Source organism: Pseudoflavonifractor sp. 60, from assembly GCF_009911645.1.
Lineage (GTDB): Bacteria > Bacillota > Clostridia > Oscillospirales > Oscillospiraceae > Lawsonibacter.
The window spans coordinates 22,449-42,552 of sequence record NZ_QWKI01000127.1; the positions used below are offsets into that span (position 1 = coordinate 22,449).

The window sequence follows — 20,104 nt, forward strand, 5'->3', positions numbered from 1 at the left end:
GCTGCGCGTTTCAAAAGAGAAAGACCGGGAGGATTTCAGATATGACGTTCATTCTCAGCTTCATTGTGGCCTTTGGAGTAGCGGCGATTTTGGGCCAGCTGCTGGTTCCGCTGCTGCGGCGGCTGAAGGCGGGGCAGTCCATTCGGGAGGATGGACCCAGCTGGCATATGTCCAAGCAGGGTACCCCCACCATGGGGGGCATCATGTTCATTGCGGCCATTGGAGCGGCCTGTGTTGTGGCGGGCTGGGAGGAGATCCGAGGGGGCAACTATAAGCACCTGTATGTGTTCCTCTTTGCCCTGGTCTTTGGGGTGATCGGCTTCATTGACGACTTTCAGAAGCTGCGCCACCACGCCAACGAGGGCCTCACTGCCGCCCAGAAATTCCTGCTCCAGCTGGCGGCGGCCATTACCTTCACGGTGCTCATGCGGGGGGAGGGCTACCTGACTCCCAACCTGTTTGTCCCCTTCATCGGCGTGACCATCCCTCTGCCCTGGGTTGTGTACATGGTCTTTGCCGCCTTCGTGATGGTGGGAACGGTGAACGCCGTCAACCTCACCGACGGTATCGACGGCCTGGCCACCGGCGTCACCATCCCTGTGGCTCTGTTCTATATGGCAGCCTCCGCCTGGTTTGGCCGCAGCGATATGGCCATTCTGTCAGCGGCGCTGGCGGGGGGACTGGCCGCTTTCCTGTTGTATAACTTCCATCCGGCCAAGATTTTTATGGGTGACACCGGTTCTCTGTTCCTGGGGGGGATGGTGTGCGGCCTGGCCTTCGCCCTGGATATCCCCCTGGTGATCCCTATTATTGGACTGGTCTATGTGGCTGAGGTGCTGTCCGACATCATCCAGGTGGCCTATTTCAAAAAGACCCACGGCAAGCGCTTTTTCCGTATGGCGCCCCTCCACCACCACCTGGAGATGGGCGGCTGGAGCGAGACCAAGCTGTTCTGTGTCTTCTCCGGGGTCACCCTGGCCCTGTGCTGCCTGGGATTTTTGGGCGTCATGTATCGGTATCCGATGTAAAAAGAAGCGCCCGAGCCGTCGTGAGCAGCGCGGATGGACCGGAGCGAGGGATACAAACCCAGAAGCGCGGAGCCTGCGGAGCGATTGGGTTTGTGTCCCGAGACGCAGGGAAGCCGCGCGTAGCGAACAGGCGAGGCGTGACAAAATAGAAGCGCCCGAGCCGTCGTGAACAGTGCGGATGGACCGGAGCGAGGCCAGAAGCGCCGAGTCGTTGTGGGCAGAATGAATTGATGCGATGTAAGGAGGTGTCCGCCTGTTGGCGCGCAAAGCAAAACGTGATCTGACCATGGAGGAGCAGCTGGCCCGTGGGCCCTTGGACCTGCCCTTTCTCATGCTGGTGCTGATGCTGCTGGGCATTGGGCTGATTATGCTCTTCTCTGCTTCCTACTATACGGCGCTGCGGGATTCCAAGCCCCCGGTAAACAACAATCCTTACTTTTACATCACCCGCCAGGCCATGTACGCCGGGGGTGGACTGCTTGGAATGTATGTCATCTCCAAGATCAACTACCAGCGCTTTCGTTGGATGGCTCCAATTCTGCTGGGGATCTCCATTGTTTTGCTGGTGCTGTGCTATGTGCCCGGCATCCAGGTGCGGATCAACGATGTGCGCCGCTGGCTGAAGGTGTTTTTGGTGGCCGGCCCCACCTTTCAGCCCTCGGAGGTGGCAAAGATCGCGGTGGTGCTCTTCTTTGCCGCCCGGCTGAGCAAGCGGGACACAGAGAAGCAGCTGCGCTTCACCCGGCGCACCAATACGGGCCGGGCCCTGAACTTTCTGGAGAAGGTGGGCTTTCTGGAGCTGGTCCCCTACGGCGTGACCCTGCTGCTGGTGCTGGTGCTGGTGGTCTTTGAGCCTCATATGTCGGGTACCATCCTCATCGCTCTGGGGGCGGCGTCGGTGCTGCTGGTGTCGGGCATCAGTCTGCGGTGGTTTTTCCTGGCCGGCGGCGTGGGCGGCCTGGGCCTGTGGATTATTGCCACACAGACCAACTACCTCACCCGCAAGCTGACCATCTGGCTGGACCCCTGGGGGGCGGAGGCCCAGAGCGACGGCTACCAGTTCCGCCAGGGGATCTACTCCATCGCCTCCGGCGGCCTGCTGGGGCGGGGACTGGGGGAGAGCAATCAGAAATATGGCTTTGTTCCCGAGCCGGAAAACGACATGATCTTCTCCATTGGGGTTGAGGAGCTGGGATTTGTGGGGGCCTGCCTGATCCTGCTGCTCTTTTCCCTGCTGATCCTCCGGGGATACTGGCTGGCCCTCCACGCCCGGGATAAGTTTGGAATGCTGACCATTGTGGGTATCATTACTCTGTTGGCTGCCCAGGTGTTCTTCAACATCGGCGTGGTCACCGGCCTGATCCCCAATACCGGTATCTCTCTGCCTTTTTTCAGCTACGGCGGCACCGCCCTGATGATACAATTGGGCGAAATGGGAATTGTTTTAAGCATTGCGCGGCAAATACCGGCTCCGCGCAAGGACTGAGGGAGATAAGAGATAGGGGGAAAGCGGACGGAAATATCTCCTATCTGAATCGAGGTGTAGTGTATGAATGTACTGTTTACCTGCGGCGGCACTGCCGGCCATGTCAATCCGGCGGTAGCGCTGGCCCACATTTTCCAGGAGCGGCACCCCGGCTGCTGGGTCCTCTTTGTGGGGGCGGACGGGGGCATGGAGAACAAGCTGGTCCCCAAGGAGGGCTACCAAATCAAAACGGTGACCATCACCAACTTCCACCGCTCCCTGGCTCCGGCGGACGTGGCCCACAACCTGGGGACGCTGATGAATATGCACAAGTCCCATAAGCAGGCCAAGGTGATTCTGGATGAGTTCAAGCCCGACCTGGTGGTAGGGACAGGGGGCTACGCCTCTTACCCGGTGGTCAACGAGGCCGCCCGCCGGGGTATCCCCACCGCCGTCCATGAGTCCAACGCCGTTCCCGGGCTGACCACCAAGGCTCTGGCCAAGGTGGTGGACCGGGTGATGGTGGGCTTTGAGGAGAGCCGCAGCCACTACGAGGATCCCGAGAAGGTGGTGGTCACCGGGACCCCTGTGCGGGGTGATTTCTTCCGGTACACCAGGCAGGAGGCCCGGGCCAAGCTGGGCTTCCCCGACGACCGGCCTCTGCTGCTGTCCTACTGGGGTTCTCTGGGGGCAGAGGTGATGAACCAGAAGATGGTAGACTTTATCGCCAAGGAGTGCTACGAGGGCGCGCCCTGGCGGCACATCCACGGCGCAGGCCGGGACTACCCCTGGATGCAGGAGGAGCTGCTGCGCCGGGGGCTGAAGCTGGGGGACAACGGCGTTGAGGTCCGGGAGTATATTTACGATATGCCCCTGGTGATGGCCGCCGCCGACCTGGTGCTGTGCCGGGCGGGAGCCTCCACCATCTCGGAGCTCACCGCCATTGCCAAGCCTGCCGTGCTGGTGCCCTCTCCCAATGTCACCGCCAACCACCAGGAGAAAAACGCCCGGGTCCTGGCGGACCAGGGGGCGGCGGTGCTGCTGCGGGAGGCTGACTGTGTAGACAATACCCTGTATGACGAGGCCGTCCTCCTCCTTCGGGAGCGGGACCGCCGGGAGAAAATGGCCGCCGCTCTGCGTGCTATGGCCGTCCCCAACGCGGCGGAGAAGATTTATGAGACCCTGCGGGGGATCATGAGGTAGGCTGAAACGGTCGCCACGCACGGAATGCCGCAATTTTGCATAGGATAGCCCGAATCCTGAACTAGGAGGCTATCCCATGAGCTATTATGAAATTACGGGCGGCCGTTCCCTGTCCGGGTCCCTGGCCATCCACGGGGCCAAGAACAGCGTGCTGCCCATTCTGGCCGCCTGCCTGCTTGCTTCCGGGCAGAGTGTGATCCAAAACTGTCCCGACCTGTCCGACGTGTCCACGACCCTGGATATCCTGCGGCTGCTGGGGTGCCGGGCCGACCGGGAGGGGGACACCGTTGTCATTGATACCACCGGCCTGACGCGCTGCGACATTCCGGAGTGCCTCATGCGGGAAATGCGCTCCTCGGTGATTTTCCTGGGGGCCTTGCTGGCGCGGCTGGGGGAGGCGGAGCTGTCTTACCCCGGGGGCTGCGAGCTGGGACCCCGGCCCATCGACCTGCACCTGACCGCCCTGCGGGCCCTTGGGGCGGAGATTATGGAGGAGCAGGGAGTCCTGTGCTGCCAGGGCAGAGAAAAGCTGGAGGGACGGGAGATTTACCTGCCCATTCCCAGTGTGGGGGCCACCGAGAACGCTATGCTGGCCGCCTGCGGGTGCGCAGGGGTGACCACCATTGTGGGGGCTGCCCAGGAGCCGGAGATCATCGACCTCCAGGGCTTCCTCCAGGCCATGGGGGCCCGTGTGACGGGGGCGGGCACGGAACGGCTTTCCATTGAGGGGGGAGCGCCCCTCCACCCGGCCCAGTACCGGGTCATGGGGGACCGCATTGCCGCCGTCACTTACTTATGCGCCGCAGCCGCTGCGGGAGGAGAGGTGGAGGTGACCGGCGTCCCGCCCGAGACCCTGACCGCTGTGCTCTCCTGTCTGCGGGAGGCGGGCTGTACCCTGCGCACTGGGCCGGACTGGGCTGTCCTGACCAGCTGCGGCCCGCTGCACGGCATTTCCACAGTACGTACCGCCCCCTATCCCGGCTTCCCCACCGACGCCCAGGCGATCCTGATGGCCGCGCTGGCAGGGGGCGAGGGGGCCACCCTGTTTGTGGAGAACATGTTTGACAGCCGCTACCGCCACGTGGATGAACTGCGCCGCATGGGTGCGGATATCCGGATTGCGGGCAGGGCTGCTATGGTCTCCGGGGTCGGGAAGCTCCATGAGGCGGCCGTCCGCTCCACCGACCTGCGGGGCGGAGCTGCGCTGGTGGTGGCCGCTCTGGCCGCCGAGGGCACCAGTCAGGTCTCGGAGCTGCGCCATATCCGACGGGGCTACCAGGCGCTGGACCGGAACCTGCGCACCTTGGGGGCAGACATTAGACAAATACCATGATCTCCCGCCTCCGGGCGGGGGATCAAAGGAGAGAACCATGGCAAGATACAGCCACCGCAGCAGGACACGCAGAAGAAACAGGGGCCGGTTTGGGCCGTTGTTCAAGCTCCTTTGCGTTGTAGCAGTGGGGGTTGCGCTGACAGTAGGGGTTACGGTGTTTTTCCGGGTGGAGGCAGTGGAGGTGACAGGCAATCAGCGCTACACCGACGAGGAGATTATCGCGGCCTCCGGTATTGAGCTGGGCGACAACCTCTATGGTCTGAATAAGGTGCGCATCGATCAGAATATCCGCACCAGCCTGCCCTATATCGGCAACCTGACCATTGACCGGCGGCTGCCCAACACCATCGCCATTGCGGTGACCGAGTGGGAGGCGGTGGCCAAAATCGCGGTCCCCGACCCCAACGAGGCCATTGCCATTCAGAAGGAGCTGGCGGAGCAGAATCCCAAGGGGGAGCCGCCCCCTCTGGCCAGAGAGGCTTGGCTGATTAGCGTGAAGGGCAAGCTGCTGGAGCCCGCCCCGTCGGACAGCAAGGCCATTACGGTCACCGGCCTGACCGCCATAGCGCCGGAGGCGGGGCGGATGCTGGAGACGGCGGAGTCGGAGGAGACCCGGCTGGCTGCACTGACCGGCCTGCTGGAGGCGCTGGTGCAGGAGGAGGCGCTGGGACAGGTGTCCTCCATTCAGCTGGGAAAAACTCAATTGACCCTGCGCTATTTGGATCGCTTTGACGTCAAGATGAAGCTGAACGCCGATTTTAACTACGACGTGCGGCTGATGCAGGCGGTGCGCCTCCAAATTGAGGAGCAGTACAGCACGGAGGCGGCCGGGTCCATCGACCTGACCCAGGAGCGCTACAACGCGGTATACGCCCCTGCGCAGTGAAATTTCAGAATTTGGGCGGAATCACCGGAAACCCTGAGATTGCAGGAAAAACAAGCCGGACCGAGGGAAAGAAAGGGGAAATTGCGGAGAAAAAATGTTGGAAACTTTTACCGGATTAGGGATTTCCTCTTGACCTGAGGAAAAAACTGCGATACAATGAAACAAAATCTTGTAAACTCGATGGGGAACCCCACAAGCAGTTGGGATGAACCCGCTTTTACATAGGAGGAAAGGCAATGGCGTTTGGATTGGATATCGGCCCGGAGAGCGTAGTCAATATTAAGGTGATCGGTGTTGGCGGCGGCGGAAACAATGTGGTCAACCGTATGGTGCAGTCGGGGACCGAGGGGGTCGAATTTATTGCGGTCAACACGGACAAGCAGGCGCTGATGACCTCCAGCGCCACCATCAAGATCCAAATCGGCGAGAAGCTGACCGGCGGCAAGGGCGCAGGGGCCAACCCTGAGATTGGGCGCAAGGCCGCCGAGGAGAACCGCAAGCAGATCTCTGAGACGCTGGAGGGCACCGACATGGTGTTCATCACCGCCGGGATGGGGGGCGGCACCGGCACCGGCGCGGCGCCCATTGTGGCGGAGGTGGCCCAGGAGCTGGGCATTTTGACGGTGGGCGTGGTGACCAAGCCCTTCCACTTCGAGCGGGCCAAGCGGATGCGCCAGGCTGAGGCGGGCATTACCGAGCTGCGGGACCGGGTCGATTCCCTGGTCATTATCCCCAACGAACGGCTGAAGCTGGCCAGCGACCAGAAAATCACCCTAGCCAACGCCTTTGAGATTGCAGACGATGTGCTGATGCAGGCGGTCAAGTCCATCTCCGACCTGATTAACGTGCCGGGTATGGTGAACCTGGACTTTGCCGATGTGTCCTCCATTATGAAAAATGCGGGCCGCGCCCATATGGGTGTGGGGCGGGCCGCCGGCAAAAACAAGGCGGAGGAGGCCGCGCGTATGGCGGTTTCCAGCCCCCTGCTGGAGACGGCCATCAGCGGCGCAACCGGCGTGCTGATTAACGTTACCGGCGCTATGGATATCGGTCTGGAGGAGGTAGAGATCGCCGCCAACTTGGTAGGTGAGGCCGCCCAGACGGACAACGTGATTTTTGGCACCACCTTCGACGAGAGTCTGGAGGACGAGATTCGGGTCACCGTTATTGCAACCGGCTTTGCGGAGAACCAGCCCATCCCCATCCCTGCGCCGGAGGGATCTGACGCCGTCCCTGCTCCTGTCACTCCGGAGCCGGAGCCCGTTATGGAGCAGCCCACTGTCGAGCCGGAGCCCATCCCCGAACCCCTGAAGCCCGCCATTGAGGATGATGACTGGAAGATCCTGGAGGATATTTTCAGTAAAAAGAGGCGCTGAATCCTTCATAAAAACCGCTCTGCTGGATTGCAGAGCGGTTTTATGCTTATAGAAAGAGGGCGAGGAGGGAGGTGAAAATTCCACAGACGCAGATGGCGATGGAGCTCATAGCGCCCTGGGTCTGGCCGATTTCCATGGCCCGGGTCGTGCCCAGAGCGTGGCTGCAAGCGCCGATGGCCAGCCCCTCCGCCACCGGTTCGGTGATGTGGAAGAGCTTGGCGAAGAGGGGGGCCAGCACCGCCCCCGCCAGTCCGGTGATAATCACCGCCGCTGCCGCAATGCCGCCCACGCCGCCCTGGCTCTCCGCAATGCCAATGGCAATGGCGGTGGTGACGCTCTTGGGCAGGAGGGAGGCGGTGAGGGCCTCCTCGACCCGGAACAGCCGGCACAGTAGCAGCACACTGCCCACGCTGGTGAGGCTGCCCACCAGACATCCGGCCAATACGGGGAGGAAATTTTCCTTTAAAATCTCCCGCTGGTTATAGATGTTTAGGGCCAATACGGCGGTGACCGGCCCCAGCATCAGCTTGATAAAGTCGCCTCCCAAGGCGTAGGCGGAGTAGGGGACCCGGAACAGAGCCAGCACTCCGATGATTAGGGCGGCGGCCACCAGAAGAGGATTGCACAGCAGCAGCCCCGTCTTTTTTTGCAGCCAGCACCCCGCGCACCAGGCGGCGGCGGAGAGGGTCAGCCCCAGAAAGGGGGAGGTGAGCAGCGCGTCAGACATGCCGGCGGACCCCCCTTCCTCTCAGACGCCGCACCAGCAGCTGAACTGTCCATGCGGTGACGCCGTAGACCACCGGCGTGGTCACCAGCACCACCAGCAGAAAGGGGAGCAGCTGGCGCAGGATGGCCGGGGCGTGCTCCATCATCTCCACGCAGGAGGGGAGGAAGAAGAAGGCCATGTTGGCCACCAGAAAGGTGCTGAGCTGTTGGATGTGCTCCGGCTTGAGCGCCCTGGAAAACAGCAGCAGCCCCAGCAGAAGCAGGGCGATGACGCTGGCCGGGAAGGACACGGGGAGCAGCGCGGCGATGCCCTCAGAGATCAGACAGAGGCCAAACACGATTGCCGCTTGTGCCATGATGCTCATGCCCTCACCTCTCCTCGCTGCGCCCCACCAGATAGTCCAGCGTGACGTTGTAGAAGTCCGCCATTTGGACCAGAACAGAGGCATTAGGCTCCCGCTCTCCGCGCTCATAGCGGCAGTAAGAATTTAAAGAGATATGCAATTCCTTGGCAGCGTCCTCCTGTCGCAGATTTCGTTCCTTACGAAGAGAATGAAGTTGCTCAGGTAATTTCAACATTTTTCATTTACCCCCTTGACAAGCCCATATGGGGCGATTATGATATAGCACAAAATCACCCTGTTTGGGGCGAAAAAGGCGGAGGACTATGATGGACGACTTAACTCAATGCCTGTATGAGTTTGTGCTGGACCGGCGCATGAAGGGCCTGATGGAGGATGAACGGTACAGGGCGTGCTGTTTGGCCGCGGAATTACAGGAGGAGCGGGTGGTGTCCTTTCTGAACGACAGTCAGCGTGAGGAACTGGATCAGCTCTTGGACCAGGTCATGGAGCAGAGCAACATGGAACATGCGTACCTGTTTCAGGCGGCCCTGGATCTGGTCCAAGAGCTGGATGCCCTGGGGCGGCGGCAGGTCAGTCCCAGATAGCGGTGGCGAAGTAGTCCTCGGGGGTCTCGGCCCGGCGGATAAGGCGGGTAGAGCCGTCCTCCTGGAGCAGCACCTCGGCGGAGCGCAGGCGACCGTTATACTGGTAGCCCATTGCGTGGCCGTGGGCGCCAGTGTCATGAATGACCAGCAGGTCGCCGATGTGGATTTCAGGCAGCATCCGGTCCACGGCGAACTTGTCGCAGTTCTCGCACAGGGAACCGGTGACGTCGTACTTATGGTCGCAGGGGGCGTCCTCCCGGCCCATGACGGTGATATGGTGGTAGGCCCCGTAGATGGCGGGGCGCATCAGGTTGGCGGCGCAGGCGTCCACGCCGATATACTCCTTGTGGATGTGCTTCTGGTGGAGGACCTGGGTAACCAAATGGCCATAAGGGGCCAGCATGAACCGGCCCAGTTCGGTGTGGATGGCCACGTCTCCCATGCCGGCGGGGACCAGAATCTCCTCGTAGGCCCTGCGGACCCCCTCGCCGATGACCGCGATGTCGTTGGCGGGCTGTTCCGGGCGGTAGGGGACTCCCACGCCGCCGGACAGGTTGATGAAGGTGATATGACAGCCGGTCTCCTCCTTCAGCTCCACCGCCAGCCGGAAGAGGATGGCGGCCAGGGCGGGGTAGTACTCGTTGGAGATGGTGTTGGAGGCCAGGAAGGCGTGGATGCCGAACTCCTCCGCCCCCAGCTCCTTCAGGCGGGTGAACGCCTCGGTCATCTGGGGCCGGGTCATGCCGTACTTGGCGTCGCCGGGGTTGTCCATCACCTGGAAGCCCTCCTTGCTCTCTCCCAGGGTGAAGGCGCCGCCCGGATTATACCGGCAGGAAATTTTCTTCGGAATCGTCCCAATGGTATTCTTCAAAAAGTCGATATGGGTGATGTCGTCCAGGTTGATGGTGGCGCCCAGCTGGTGAGCCAGGGCAAACTCCTCGGCTGGGGTGTCGTTGGAGGAGAACATGATCTCCTCCCCGGCGAAGCCGCAGCGCTGGGACATCATCAGCTCGGTGAGGGAGGAACAGTCCACGCCGCAGCCCTCCTCCCGGAGGAGCTTCAAGATCTGGGGATTGGGGGTCGCTTTCACGGCGAAGTGCTCCTGAAAGCCCGGGTTCCAGGCGAAAGCGCTGCGCAGCGCCCGGGCGTTCTCCCGAATGCCCCTCTCGTCGTAGAGGTGGAAGGGGGTCGGGTAAGTTTTTACCATCTCCTGGAGCTGCTCCAGGGTTACAAAGGGTTGTTTCATCGGTGCAGTCAGCTCCTTTTCAGTCAATAAAGCAAGAGACAGTTTATCTTTTTTTTGCCGGTTTGTCAACAAATTTCCTTGACAATCCCGGGGCGGAAATGCCATACTAAGAACCAATAAAAGGAAAGCGAGGGTTTTCAGCTTATGGCCTATTCCAAGGAAGACATTATCCGCATCGTCCGAGAGCAGCAGATCGAGTTTATCCGGATGCAGTTTACCGATATTTTCGGCCAGATGAAGAACGTGGCCATCACCGCCTCCCAGGTGGAGAAGGCGGTGAACAACCAGATCATGTTTGACGGCTCCTCCATCGAGGGCTTTACCCGCATCCACGAGTCGGACCAGTGCCTGTATCCCGACCTGAACAGCTTCATCATCCTGCCGGACAATGTGAGCGGGGGCCGCACCGCCCGTATGTTCTGCGACGTGTACAATACCGACGGGACCCCCTTCGTGGGCGACCCTCGGGGTGTGCTGCGCCGGGTCCTGCGCCGGGCGGAGTCCATGGGCTTTGACGACTTCAACATTGGCCCGGAGCTGGAGTTTTTCCTCTTTGAGACCGATGAGGACGGCCACGCCACCACTCGAACCAAGGACGAGGCGGGCTACTTTGACCTGGGCCCCCTGGACCACGGGGAGGCGACCCGCCGGGAGATCAGCCACACCCTGGAGCAGATGGGCTATGAGATCGAGGCCAGCCACCACGAGTGCGCCGTGGCCCAGCACGAGATCGACTTCAAGTACACCACCGCCCTGGACGGGGCCGACAAGATTATGACCTTCCGGCTGATGACCAAGAGTCTGGCCCGGAAAAACGGCCTCCACGCCACCTTCATGCCAAAGCCCATCTACGATATCGCCGGCAACGGAATGCACTTGAATATGTCCCTGTTCAAAAACGGCAAAAATGTCTTCTGCGACCCCAACGGAGAGCGGGGGCTGTCCCAAACGGCCTACTCCTTCATCGCCGGCCTGCTGGACCATGTGCAGGGCTTTACCGCCATTACTAACCCTCTGGTGAACTCCTATAAGCGGCTGGGGGCGGGACATGAGGCCCCCCGCTACCGGGCCTGGTCGGCCTCCAACCGGTCTGCCCTCATCCGCATCCCGGCCGCCCGGGGCCAGGCGACCCGGGTCGAGCTGCGCAGCCCCGACCCCTCCTGCAACCCCTATCTGGCGGTGGCCGTGTGCCTGGCCGCCGGTCTGGACGGTATCGCCCGGGGCTTGACTCCGCCCCCTGAGATCACCGGGGATATCTACTCCATGGACGACGCGACCCGGGAGAGCCACGGCATCTACTGTCTGCCCGACACCCTGAAGGACGCCCTGGAGGAGATGGAGAAGGACGCCCTGATTCTGGATGTGCTGGGTGCGCATGTGGCCCGGCACTACATCGAGGGCAAGACCAAGGAGTGGGACGAGTACCAGACCCGGGTGTCCAGCTGGGAGCTGGAAAAATATTTAGTGGTATATTGAGCATTCTTTCGGGGGCGGCGCAGCCGCCCCCGGTCTTTCTGGAGAGCTGTACGCATAGGCTGACAGCGAAAGGGGGCGCGAGCCATGCGCTTTACGAAAATGGAGGGCCTGGGCAACGACTACATCTATCTGGACTGCCTGGAGGGGAGTCCGGAGGACCTGCCCGGCCTGGCCCGCCGGCTGTCTGACCGGCACTTTGGCGTGGGGGCGGACGGACTGATCTGTATCAAGCCGGGACAGGACGGCGACTTCACCATGGAGATGTACAACGCCAACGGCAGCCGGGGAAATATGTGCGGCAACGGCATCCGCTGTGTGGGCAAGTATGTGTACGACAGAGGGCTGACCCGCAAGACCTGCCTCACCATCGACACCGACGCCGGCCCCCGGGGGCTGGAGCTCCACGTTCTGGGAGGCCAGGTGGACCGGGTGACGGTGGACATGGGGCCGGTGCAGATCTTTCCCGCCATGACCCTGGAGGCGGCGGGGGAGACCTTTTCCGTGATTCCCGCCCAGGCTGGAAACCCCCACGGGGTTATTTTCTGCGGAGACCCGGATGAAATTGACCTGGCGCGGCTGGGGCCCCTTCTGGAGTGCAGCCCCGCCCTGGGGGAGCGGCGGAACATTGAGTTTGCCAGTGTGCCGGACCGGGGACGGCTGAACATTCGGGTGTGGGAGCGGGGCAGCGGGATTACCCTGGCCTGCGGCACCGGAGCCTGCGCCGTTTTTGGGGCCGCTCTGGGGGAAAACCGCTGTGAAAACCGGGTGAAGGCCCAGCTTCCCGGGGGCTTTCTGACCCTGGAGCGGCGGGGAGATCGGGTCCTGATGACCGGTCCCGCCCGCACGGTATTTCAGGGGGAAATGGCATAAAGGCGCTGGGCCGCCGGGGCGGATTTCCAGTGTTTTGTCAAAAAACTTCCCTTGACAACCGGGGGGGATACCTTTATGATAAGGAAGAATCTCCAAAGGAGGGACCGACGTGGAACAAATTACCAGCCGGAAGAATCCCATCTGTACCCACTTCCGCAAGCTGGCCTCCTCCCGGGCCTATCGGGAGGAGACGGGGGAGATGCTGTGCGACAGCCCCAAGCTGCTGGAGGAGGCCAGCCTGTGGGGGGGACATCGCATCCACACCGTCCTCTACACCCAGGGGGTAAAGCTGCCTGTCTACGACGACTGCACGGCCCGGGAGATCCAGGTCACCGAGAGCGTGATGGAGTCGGTCAGCCCCATGAAGACCCCCCAGGGGGTTGTGTTCTCCTGCGCGGCCCCGACCCTCCGCCTGCCCGGGGAGCTGAAGCGGGAGTCGGAGCGCTATCTGACCTGGAGACAGTGCCTGGTGCTGGACGGCGTCCAGGACCCGGGGAACGTGGGCACCATTCTGCGCACGGCGGACGCCTTCAACTGCGGCCCGGTGTTTCTCCTCCCCGGCTGTGCCGACGCCAACAGCCCCAAGGCCGTCCGGGCCGCCATGGGGGTCCACTTCCGCCAGGTCATTTACCAGTGTACCCTGGAGGAGCTGACCGATTTGCTGGGCAAAGCCGGCATCCCCCTGTACGCCGCCGCCCTGGGGGAGAATACCGCCGATGTGCGGGAGGCGGACCTGTCCAGCGCCGCCGTGGTCATCGGCAGCGAGGGGCGGGGGGTCTCCCGGGAGGTGCTGGCGGCCTGCGCCGGGACGCTGAAAATCCCCATGTCCAGGCGCTGCGAGTCCCTGAACGCGGCGGTGGCGGCGGCGGTTATTTTGTGGGAGATGGGGCGGGGGAAGCTGTAGGCCGCCCGCCGGCCCCGGTCCTGCGGTATACCAGGATGATGAACAGCCAAGACAGGGCCATCATTCCCAGAAACAGCTGGTAGGAGGCCACATAGCTGTCCGTCCGGTCGGCCAGCCAGCCGGGGACGGGGCCGAAGACCACAATGCCCAGGGCGTAGAGGCTCTGACTCCACTTCAGCCCCCTGGAGAAACCCGCGTCCCCCAGAAAATCCTTGGCCCAGATGGAGTAGGATACATTGCTCAGGGGGAGGGCCAGGCCGAAGAGGGCGGCGGCCCCAAAGGCGCACAGCTCACTGCCGTTGGGGGCCAGACAGAGCAGTCCGTAGGCCGCCAGGGCCACCACATATAAGATATAACTGGCCAGCCTGCCCCCCAGACGGTCGGCCAGCTCACCATAGAGGATCTTGCCCGCCATCAGGGCCAGCCCCACGCAGGAGACCAGAGCCGCCACCGTACTTGGATTGTAGCCCTCAGTGCGGTAGAGGACCCCCACATTGCTGATGCCGATCCCGGTAGGGGCTCCGGTGAGAAAGACCGCCGTGAGGTACAGTCCCCAGTACAGGGGAGTCATCCCCCCGGGGGCGGGGTGGTGGACAGGGGGGTGGCCGGCAGTCCCGCCCTGAACATAGGGCGCCAGGCCCAGAGATCCGGGCTCATCCCGCACCAGTATCAGTACCAGCAGGGCCAGCGCCAGCACAAAGACCCCCTCGGTCCAGAAGGCGGCCTTTAAGCCTCCGGTCTGGATGAGCCAGGTGAGAGGGGTGGGGACCAGAATAGTGGCCAGACCGCTGCCCGCTGAGGCCAGTCCCAGGGCGAAGGCATTCCGGTCCTGAAACCAGTTGTTAATCAGCAGAGACAAGGGGATCATTCCCGCCCAGCTGTAGGCCAAGCCGGTAGTGGCCGCCGCGACCAGATAGGCGGGCAGAGAGCCGGTCGCGCCGAAGAGGAAGCGGGACAGCGCCAGCAGGAGCATGGCCCCCGTCACTGCGGGGCGGATACCCACCCGGACGCAGAGGGCGTTGGCGGTGAGCATTCCCAGCACAATGAACAGACTGCGAGTCGTGATGATCCAGGCGGCCTGGGTGTTGGTAAAGCCGTTTTGGGCGATGATAAAGGGCTGATAGACGGAGTAGACATTGCTCCCCAGCCCCATCACAGAGAACAGCATAATGGCCCCGCCCAGGCAGACCAGCCAGGGGCGGAGGGCTTGACGTGAAGACATAAGATCGCTCCCTTTCCTAGAGTATAACCATACCGTGAACGGGAAGATTTGTAAAGAGCGATTTTAGAGAAAAAGGGGCTCTCCACCGGGGGAACAGTGTGCGGAGGGGTGGAACAATGGTAGTATATTGGCTGTGGCTGACGACCCGGAAGGGACTGGGGCGCGAGGGCCTGCTGACCGTGCTGGACTGCTTTGACACGCCGGAGCGGGCGTATTACGGGCGTAGAGAGGACTATGAGGACCTGCCTCTGTCCCCCGAGGCCAGAGAGGCCTTGCTGGACAAGAGTCTGGACGGGGCCAAGCGCATCCTGGATGACTGTGACCGGCTGGGCATTGAAGTGATGACCCTCCAGGATGCCCGCTACCCCCAGCGGCTGCGGCAGATTGCCCAGCCTCCGGCGGTGCTGTATATCAAGGGGCGGGTCTTCCGCTTTGATGAGGAGGCGGCCATCGGCATTGTGGGGAGCCGGAGCCCCGCCCAGGTCAGCCAGGTGCGGGCGGAGCGTTTTTCCATGGGCCTGACCTCCCGGGGAGCGCTGGTGGTGACCGGTATTGCCCAGGGGATCGACAGCAGCGCCATCCGGGGCGCTCTAATGGCGGGCGGACCGGTGGTATCTCTGTTGGCCGGAGGCGCGGATATCCCCTACCCCAGGCAGAGCCAAGACCTGTACCACGACGTGGCCGCCGTGGGGGCTCTTGTCTCAGAGTATCCGCCGGGGACGCCCCACAGAGGGGAGCATTTTAAGCCCAGGAACCGCATTATCAGCGGTCTGACTCTGGGAGTGCTGGCAGTGGAGTGTGAGCGGGACAGCGGCACCATGCTCACCGTCAACCACGCCCTGGAGCAGGGCCGGGAGGTGTACGCTGTTCCCATCGGCCTGGAGGAGCGGTGCGCCAGAGGGACCAACTGGCTGATTAAGCGCAAGCTGGCCAAGCTGGTGGAGGACGAGCGGGATATTTTAGAGGAGCTCTGGGAGCACTGCCCCGACAAGCTGACCTGGCGGCCCGCCCTGTCTCCGGAGCAGCGGGCGGCCCGGCAGACGGACAAGCCCCAGGAGCACAGTCAGGAGAAGCCGCCGCCCCGTCAGCCGGTGATCTCCCGGCAGGAGCAGCGGGAGCGCTTTACCGACGACCAGACGGAGCTGCTGGCCGCCCTGGCAAAGAGAGAGCTCAACGCCGACGAGCTGGTGGAAAAAACGCAAATCCCTGCCCGCCGGGTCCTCACCGCCCTCACCATGCTTCAGGTGGACGGCGCGGTGGAGGAGCGGCCTGGCAGGCGGTTTCGGGCACTGGTGGAGCTGGAAGGGTTCAATAAGTAATTCTCTGGAGGTAAATCCAAAGTGGCGAATAAGACAGATTTAGTGATTGTGGAGTCCCCGTCCAAGGCCAAGACCATTGGCAAATATCTGGGGCCGGGCTATGAGGTAAAGGCGTCCATGGGCCATGTCCGGGACCTGCCCAAGAGTAAGCTGAGCGTGGACATCGAGGGGGGCTTTGTCCCCAACTACCAGCCCATCAAGGGAAAGGAGGACGTAATCAGCGACCTGAAAAAGGCGGCCAAGCGCTCCGGCAAGGTCTATCTGGCCACCGACCCTGACCGGGAGGGGGAGGCCATCTCCTGGCACCTGAAGGAGCTGTTGAACATCCCCGACGACAAGACCTACCGGGTGACCTTCAACGAGATCACCAAAAACGTGGTGAACCAGTCCATCGCCTCCCCCCGGGCCATCGACCAGAACCTGGTGGACGCCCAGCAGGCCCGGCGCATCCTGGACCGGATCGTGGGCTATCAGCTCTCACCCCTGCTGTGGAAGAAGATCCGCCGGGGACTGTCCGCCGGGCGGGTTCAGTCGGTGGCCACCCGCCTGGTGGTGGAGCGGGAAAATGAGATCCGAGCCTTCAATCCTCAGGAATATTGGTCTATCCAGGCGGATTTGGAGCGGGTTGCCCCAAATTTGGGCGCTTTCCAGGCCCAGTTCCACGGCAGAGAGAAGAAGATGGAGCTCCACAGCGAGGAAGAGGCCCAGGCGGTGGTGGACGCCGTGGCGGCGGGGCGCTGGTCGGTGGCCAGGGTGAAGCGGCAGGAGAAGAACCGCCAGCCCGCCCCTCCCTTTACCACCTCGACCCTCCAGCAGGAGGCCAGCCGCAAGCTGAACATGACCCCCGCCCGCACCATGTCCATTGCCCAGCAGCTCTATGAGGGCATTGACATCGCCGGCCAGGGAGCGGTGGGTCTGATTACCTATATGCGTACCGACTCCCTGCGCCTGTCTGACGAGGCGCTGACCGCCGCCCGGAGCTTTATCGGCCAGCGGTACGGCGCATCCTACTGCCCCGCCCAGCCCCGGAAGTATAAGACCAAGGGCAGCGCCCAAGACGCCCACGAGGCGATCCGTCCCTCCGACGTGACCCTGGTCCCCGAGGATATTAAAAAGGACCTGACCACCGAACAGTTCAAGCTGTACAAGCTGATTTGGTCCCGGTTCCTGGCCTGCCAGATGGCCAACGCCGTCTATGATAGCCTGTCCATTGACGTGGAGAACAGCGGCTATATCTTCCGGGCCAGCCACTCCTCCCTGAAATTCTCCGGCTTCACCGCTGTGTACGAGGAGGGAAAGGACGAGGAAGAGGAGGAGAAGACCTCACCTCTGCCCGACTTGAAGGAAGGGGAGCCGCTGACCCACAAGAAGCTGACAAAGGACCAACACTTTACCCAGCCCCCCGCACGGTACTCCGAGGCCAGCCTCATCCGGGCGCTGGAGGAGCAGGGTATTGGCCGGCCCTCCACCTACGCCCCCACCATCTCCACCATCCTGAACCGGGAGTATGTGGTGAAGGAGGGGGGCAAGGCCCTGCGGCCAACCCCTTTGGGGGAGGTGGTTACCGGTTTGATGAAGGAGAAGTTCAACGACATTGTGGACTACGCCTTTACCGCCCAGATGGAGCAGCGGCTGGACAAGGTGGAGGAGGGCTCCGCCGACTGGAAGGCGGTGCTCAGCGACTTCTATAAGGACTTTGACGCCGAGCTGAAGCAGGCGGAGCAGGACCTGGACGGCGAGCGCATCAAGGTCCCCGACGAGGTGTCAGAGGAGATCTGTCCCCAGTGCGGCAAGAATCTGGTCATCAAGTCGGGCCGCTTTGGCCGCTTCCTGGCCTGTCCCGGCTGGCCGGAGTGCGACTTTACCATGCCCCTGGTGGTGGAGATGCCGGGCAAGTGTCCGGAGTGCGGCGGGCGGCTGCTGAAGCGCACCGGCAAGAGCAAGAAGACGGGCAAGCAGTACACCTACTACTGCTGCGAGCGGCACACCGGCAAGGAGGAGACCAACAAGTGTGACTTTATGACCTGGGACGTGCCCACCAAGGACAACTGCCCTTTCTGCGGCCACACCATGTTCAAGAAGGCGGGCCGGGGGGCCAAGAAGCCCTACTGCATTAACGAGACCTGCTCCAACTTCACCCCTGAGGAGAAGCGGGGGGGCTGGCGGAAGCCGGCGGCCCAGCCCGCGGAGGGGGAGGCAGAGACGGCGGAGGAGAAGCCCAAAAAGACCGCCGCCAAGAAGACCGCTAAGGCCGCCGCGGAGAAAACAAAAAAGCCCGCTGCCAAGACGGCGGCTGCAAAATCAACGGCCAAGAAGACCACGGCCGCGAAAAAGACCACCGCCAAGAAGAAAGCGGAATAAATTATCATTTCCTTTGACAGGAAACGTGTTAGCGTGTATAATACTGTTATTCTGATACAAGGAGGACTGACAACATGGGACAGACAGATAAGCAGTTTAATGGGTTTCTGAGAGTGATTATCCGGGATTTGAAGGACGCGATTGCTGAGACTGACCCAGATAAGAAGCAGAAAATGCTGGAAGCCCTTCTGAACGATTTGCAGACCACATTGGAAGACTAAACATGTGGGGCGGCGGCCAGCCGCCCCATTGTGATTTTACAAAAGAGGAACCGACATGGACAGAGTAATTGTCATCGGCGCGGGTCTGGCGGGGAGCGAGGCGGCCTGGCAGCTGGCCCGGCGAGGGATTCCGGTGGAGCTGCGGGAGATGAAACCCCAAAAAATGACTCCCGCCCACCACACGGCGTACTTCGGAGAGCTGGTGTGCTCCAACTCCCTGCGCTCCGACCAGCTGGAGAACGCGGTGGGCCTGCTGAAGGAGGAGCTGCGCCAGTGCAAATCCCTGATTATGGCCTGCGCCGACGCCCACCGGGTTGAGGCGGGGGGCGCCCTGGCGGTGGACCGTCACGCCTTTGCCGCCGCCATCACCGAAGCAATCAGGACCAACCCCAACATCACCGTGGCGGAGGGGGAGGTCACGGAAATTCCCCCGGAGGGGCAGGTCATCATCGCCACTGGGCCGCTGACCTCTCAGGCGCTGTCGGAGGAGATTGGGAAACTGTTCCCCCACAGCAAATACCTCAATTTCTTTGACGCCGCCGCCCCCCTGGTCACCTTTGACAGTGTGGACATGGACAGCGCCTGGTTCGCCTCCCGCTACGACCGGGGGACGCCGGACTACATCAACTGCCCCCTGACCCGGGAGGAGTACGACGCCTTTTGGACGGAGCTGACCACAGCCCAGGAGGCGGAGGTCCACGGCTTTGAGGACGCGGGGGTGTTTGAGGGCTGTATGCCAGTGGAGGTGATGGCCCGGCGGGGGCGGGATACCCTGTGCTACGGGCCCCTGAAGCCGGTGGGCCTGCGGGATCCCAAGACGGGGAAGGAGCCCTTTGCCGTGGTCCAGCTGCGCAAGGACAACGCCCAGGGGTCCATCTACAATATGGTGGGCTTTCAGACGCACTTGAAGTGGCCGGAGCAGAAGCGGGTGTTTTCCATGATTCCCGCCCTGAAAAACGCGGAGTTTGTGCGCTATGGAGTGATGCACCGAAACACCTTCCTGGACTCCCCCCGCCTGCTGGACCGTTACTACCGGGTACAGGGCCGGGAGCGGCTGATGTTTGCCGGGCAGATCACCGGAGTGGAGGGCTATGTGGAGTCCACCGCCTCCGGGTGTCTGGCGGCTCTGGAGCTGGCCCGGCGGCTGGAGGGAAAACCGCCCATTGATTTTCCTCGGGAGACTGCAATGGGCGCTTTGGCTCTTTACATCAGTGACCAGAGTGTGGTAAACTTTCAGCCGATGAATATCAATTTTGGCCTCATTCCCCAGTTGGGCTACCGGGTGAAGGGGAAGCGGAATAAAAACGCAGAAATTTCCCGGCGGGCCCTGGAGGCGCTGGAAAAGCTGGAGCTTAAATTGTAAGGATGCCCAGTGTACACACTGGGGCGGGGGATTGTCCCTGGGGGCACTGTCCTCTACCTCAGATTTCAAGTCGAAGTAATGCCAGCCAGTCAATCCCCACCGCTTCGCGGAGCCCCTTTTCAAAGGGGCCAGGCCGCCTGCGGGCGGGACGAGGGA

19 protein-coding genes are annotated in these 20,104 nt (G+C 62.2%); 14 read left to right on the forward strand and 5 right to left on the reverse strand.

Going from position 1 to position 20,104, the window contains the following annotated elements:
- The first annotated feature begins 41 nt into the window (after positions 1–41).
- From mraY to ftsZ, 6 genes are all read left to right on the forward strand, one after another.
- Positions 42–1,028, forward strand: coding sequence for a phospho-N-acetylmuramoyl-pentapeptide-transferase (gene mraY, locus D1646_RS13725; RefSeq protein ID WP_160636999.1), 987 nt, complete (start codon positions 42–44; stop codon positions 1,026–1,028).
- Between the two features lie 256 nt (positions 1,029–1,284).
- Positions 1,285–2,514 carry an FtsW/RodA/SpoVE family cell cycle protein gene (locus tag D1646_RS13730; protein WP_243154175.1) on the forward strand — a complete coding sequence of 410 codons (1,230 nt, stop codon included), beginning with the start codon at positions 1,285–1,287 and terminating at the stop codon, positions 2,512–2,514.
- 63 nt (positions 2,515–2,577) lie between these two features.
- Positions 2,578–3,696, forward strand: coding sequence for an undecaprenyldiphospho-muramoylpentapeptide beta-N-acetylglucosaminyltransferase (murG, locus tag D1646_RS13735; RefSeq protein ID WP_160637000.1), 1,119 nt, complete (start codon positions 2,578–2,580; stop codon positions 3,694–3,696).
- 76 nt (positions 3,697–3,772) lie between these two features.
- Positions 3,773–5,029 carry a UDP-N-acetylglucosamine 1-carboxyvinyltransferase gene (gene murA / locus D1646_RS13740; protein ID WP_160637001.1) on the forward strand — a complete coding sequence of 419 codons (1,257 nt, stop codon included), beginning with the start codon at positions 3,773–3,775 and terminating at the stop codon, positions 5,027–5,029.
- Between the two features lie 37 nt (positions 5,030–5,066).
- Positions 5,067–5,915 (forward strand): FtsQ-type POTRA domain-containing protein, encoded by an 849-nt coding sequence (locus D1646_RS13745; protein ID WP_160637002.1) that lies wholly within the window; start codon positions 5,067–5,069, stop codon positions 5,913–5,915.
- 236 nt (positions 5,916–6,151) lie between these two features.
- The gene (gene ftsZ, locus D1646_RS13750; protein WP_160637003.1) at positions 6,152–7,291 is read left to right on the forward strand and encodes a cell division protein FtsZ; all 1,140 of its coding nucleotides are present in this window, start codon (positions 6,152–6,154) and stop codon (positions 7,289–7,291) included.
- 46 nt (positions 7,292–7,337) lie between these two features.
- Here the strand turns inward: ftsZ and D1646_RS13755 are convergent, their stop codons facing one another.
- From D1646_RS13755 to D1646_RS13765, 3 genes are read right to left on the reverse strand one after another with little or no spacing between them, the layout of a single operon-like run.
- A complete protein-coding gene (locus D1646_RS13755) occupies positions 7,338–8,018 on the reverse strand; it encodes an LrgB family protein (RefSeq protein WP_160637004.1) in 681 nt (226 codons plus the stop codon).
- Positions 8,011–8,382, reverse strand: coding sequence for a CidA/LrgA family protein (locus D1646_RS13760; protein ID WP_160637005.1), 372 nt, complete (start codon positions 8,380–8,382; stop codon positions 8,011–8,013). The genes D1646_RS13755 and D1646_RS13760 overlap by 8 nt, the downstream gene beginning before the upstream one ends.
- 4 nt (positions 8,383–8,386) lie before the next feature.
- Positions 8,387–8,596 carry a helix-turn-helix transcriptional regulator gene (locus D1646_RS13765; RefSeq protein WP_160637006.1) on the reverse strand — a complete coding sequence of 70 codons (210 nt, stop codon included), beginning with the start codon at positions 8,594–8,596 and terminating at the stop codon, positions 8,387–8,389.
- 88 nt (positions 8,597–8,684) lie between these two features.
- Between D1646_RS13765 and D1646_RS13770 the strand changes: the two genes are divergently transcribed.
- Entirely contained in the window at positions 8,685–8,966 is a 282-nt protein-coding gene (locus tag D1646_RS13770) for a hypothetical protein (protein WP_160637007.1), read from the forward strand.
- On the opposite strand, the gene D1646_RS13775 is transcribed toward D1646_RS13770, so the two are convergent.
- Positions 8,953–10,212: a diaminopimelate decarboxylase gene (locus D1646_RS13775; protein WP_160637008.1), complete on the reverse strand. Its 1,260-nt coding sequence runs from the start codon at positions 10,210–10,212 to the stop codon at positions 8,953–8,955. The genes D1646_RS13770 and D1646_RS13775 overlap by 14 nt on opposite strands.
- A gap of 144 nt (positions 10,213–10,356) precedes the next feature.
- On the opposite strand from D1646_RS13775, the gene glnA reads away from it, so the two are divergent.
- The 3 genes from glnA to D1646_RS13790 all read left to right on the forward strand — a co-directional run bounded on the left by glnA (position 10,357) and on the right by D1646_RS13790 (position 13,462).
- Positions 10,357–11,688: a type I glutamate--ammonia ligase gene (glnA, locus tag D1646_RS13780; RefSeq protein WP_160637009.1), complete on the forward strand. Its 1,332-nt coding sequence runs from the start codon at positions 10,357–10,359 to the stop codon at positions 11,686–11,688.
- 84 nt (positions 11,689–11,772) lie between these two features.
- Positions 11,773–12,558: a diaminopimelate epimerase gene (gene dapF, locus D1646_RS13785; RefSeq protein ID WP_160637010.1), complete on the forward strand. Its 786-nt coding sequence runs from the start codon at positions 11,773–11,775 to the stop codon at positions 12,556–12,558.
- A gap of 109 nt (positions 12,559–12,667) precedes the next feature.
- Positions 12,668–13,462, forward strand: a complete 795-nt coding sequence (locus D1646_RS13790) for an RNA methyltransferase (protein ID WP_160637011.1) — start codon at positions 12,668–12,670, stop codon at positions 13,460–13,462.
- On the opposite strand, the gene D1646_RS13795 is transcribed toward D1646_RS13790, so the two are convergent.
- Entirely contained in the window at positions 13,428–14,684 is a 1,257-nt protein-coding gene (locus tag D1646_RS13795) for an MFS transporter (protein ID WP_160637012.1), read from the reverse strand. The two genes, D1646_RS13790 and D1646_RS13795, sit on opposite strands and share 35 nt — an antisense overlap.
- Positions 14,685–14,800: 116 nt before the next feature.
- Between D1646_RS13795 and D1646_RS13800 the strand changes: the two genes are divergently transcribed.
- From D1646_RS13800 to trmFO, 4 genes are all read left to right on the forward strand, one after another.
- The gene (locus D1646_RS13800; protein WP_160637013.1) at positions 14,801–16,003 is read left to right on the forward strand and encodes a DNA-processing protein DprA; all 1,203 of its coding nucleotides are present in this window, start codon (positions 14,801–14,803) and stop codon (positions 16,001–16,003) included.
- Positions 16,004–16,024: 21 nt separating this feature from the next.
- Positions 16,025–18,364: a type I DNA topoisomerase gene (topA, locus tag D1646_RS13805; protein ID WP_160637014.1), complete on the forward strand. Its 2,340-nt coding sequence runs from the start codon at positions 16,025–16,027 to the stop codon at positions 18,362–18,364.
- Positions 18,365–18,438: 74 nt separating this feature from the next.
- On the forward strand, positions 18,439–18,585 hold the full coding sequence (locus D1646_RS22735) for a hypothetical protein (RefSeq protein ID WP_201754683.1): 147 nt from the start codon (positions 18,439–18,441) through the stop codon (positions 18,583–18,585).
- A 55-nt stretch (positions 18,586–18,640) separates the two neighbouring features.
- Entirely contained in the window at positions 18,641–19,948 is a 1,308-nt protein-coding gene (gene trmFO, locus D1646_RS13810; RefSeq protein WP_160637015.1) for a methylenetetrahydrofolate--tRNA-(uracil(54)-C(5))-methyltransferase (FADH(2)-oxidizing) TrmFO, read from the forward strand.
- Positions 19,949–20,104 lie beyond the last annotated feature (156 nt).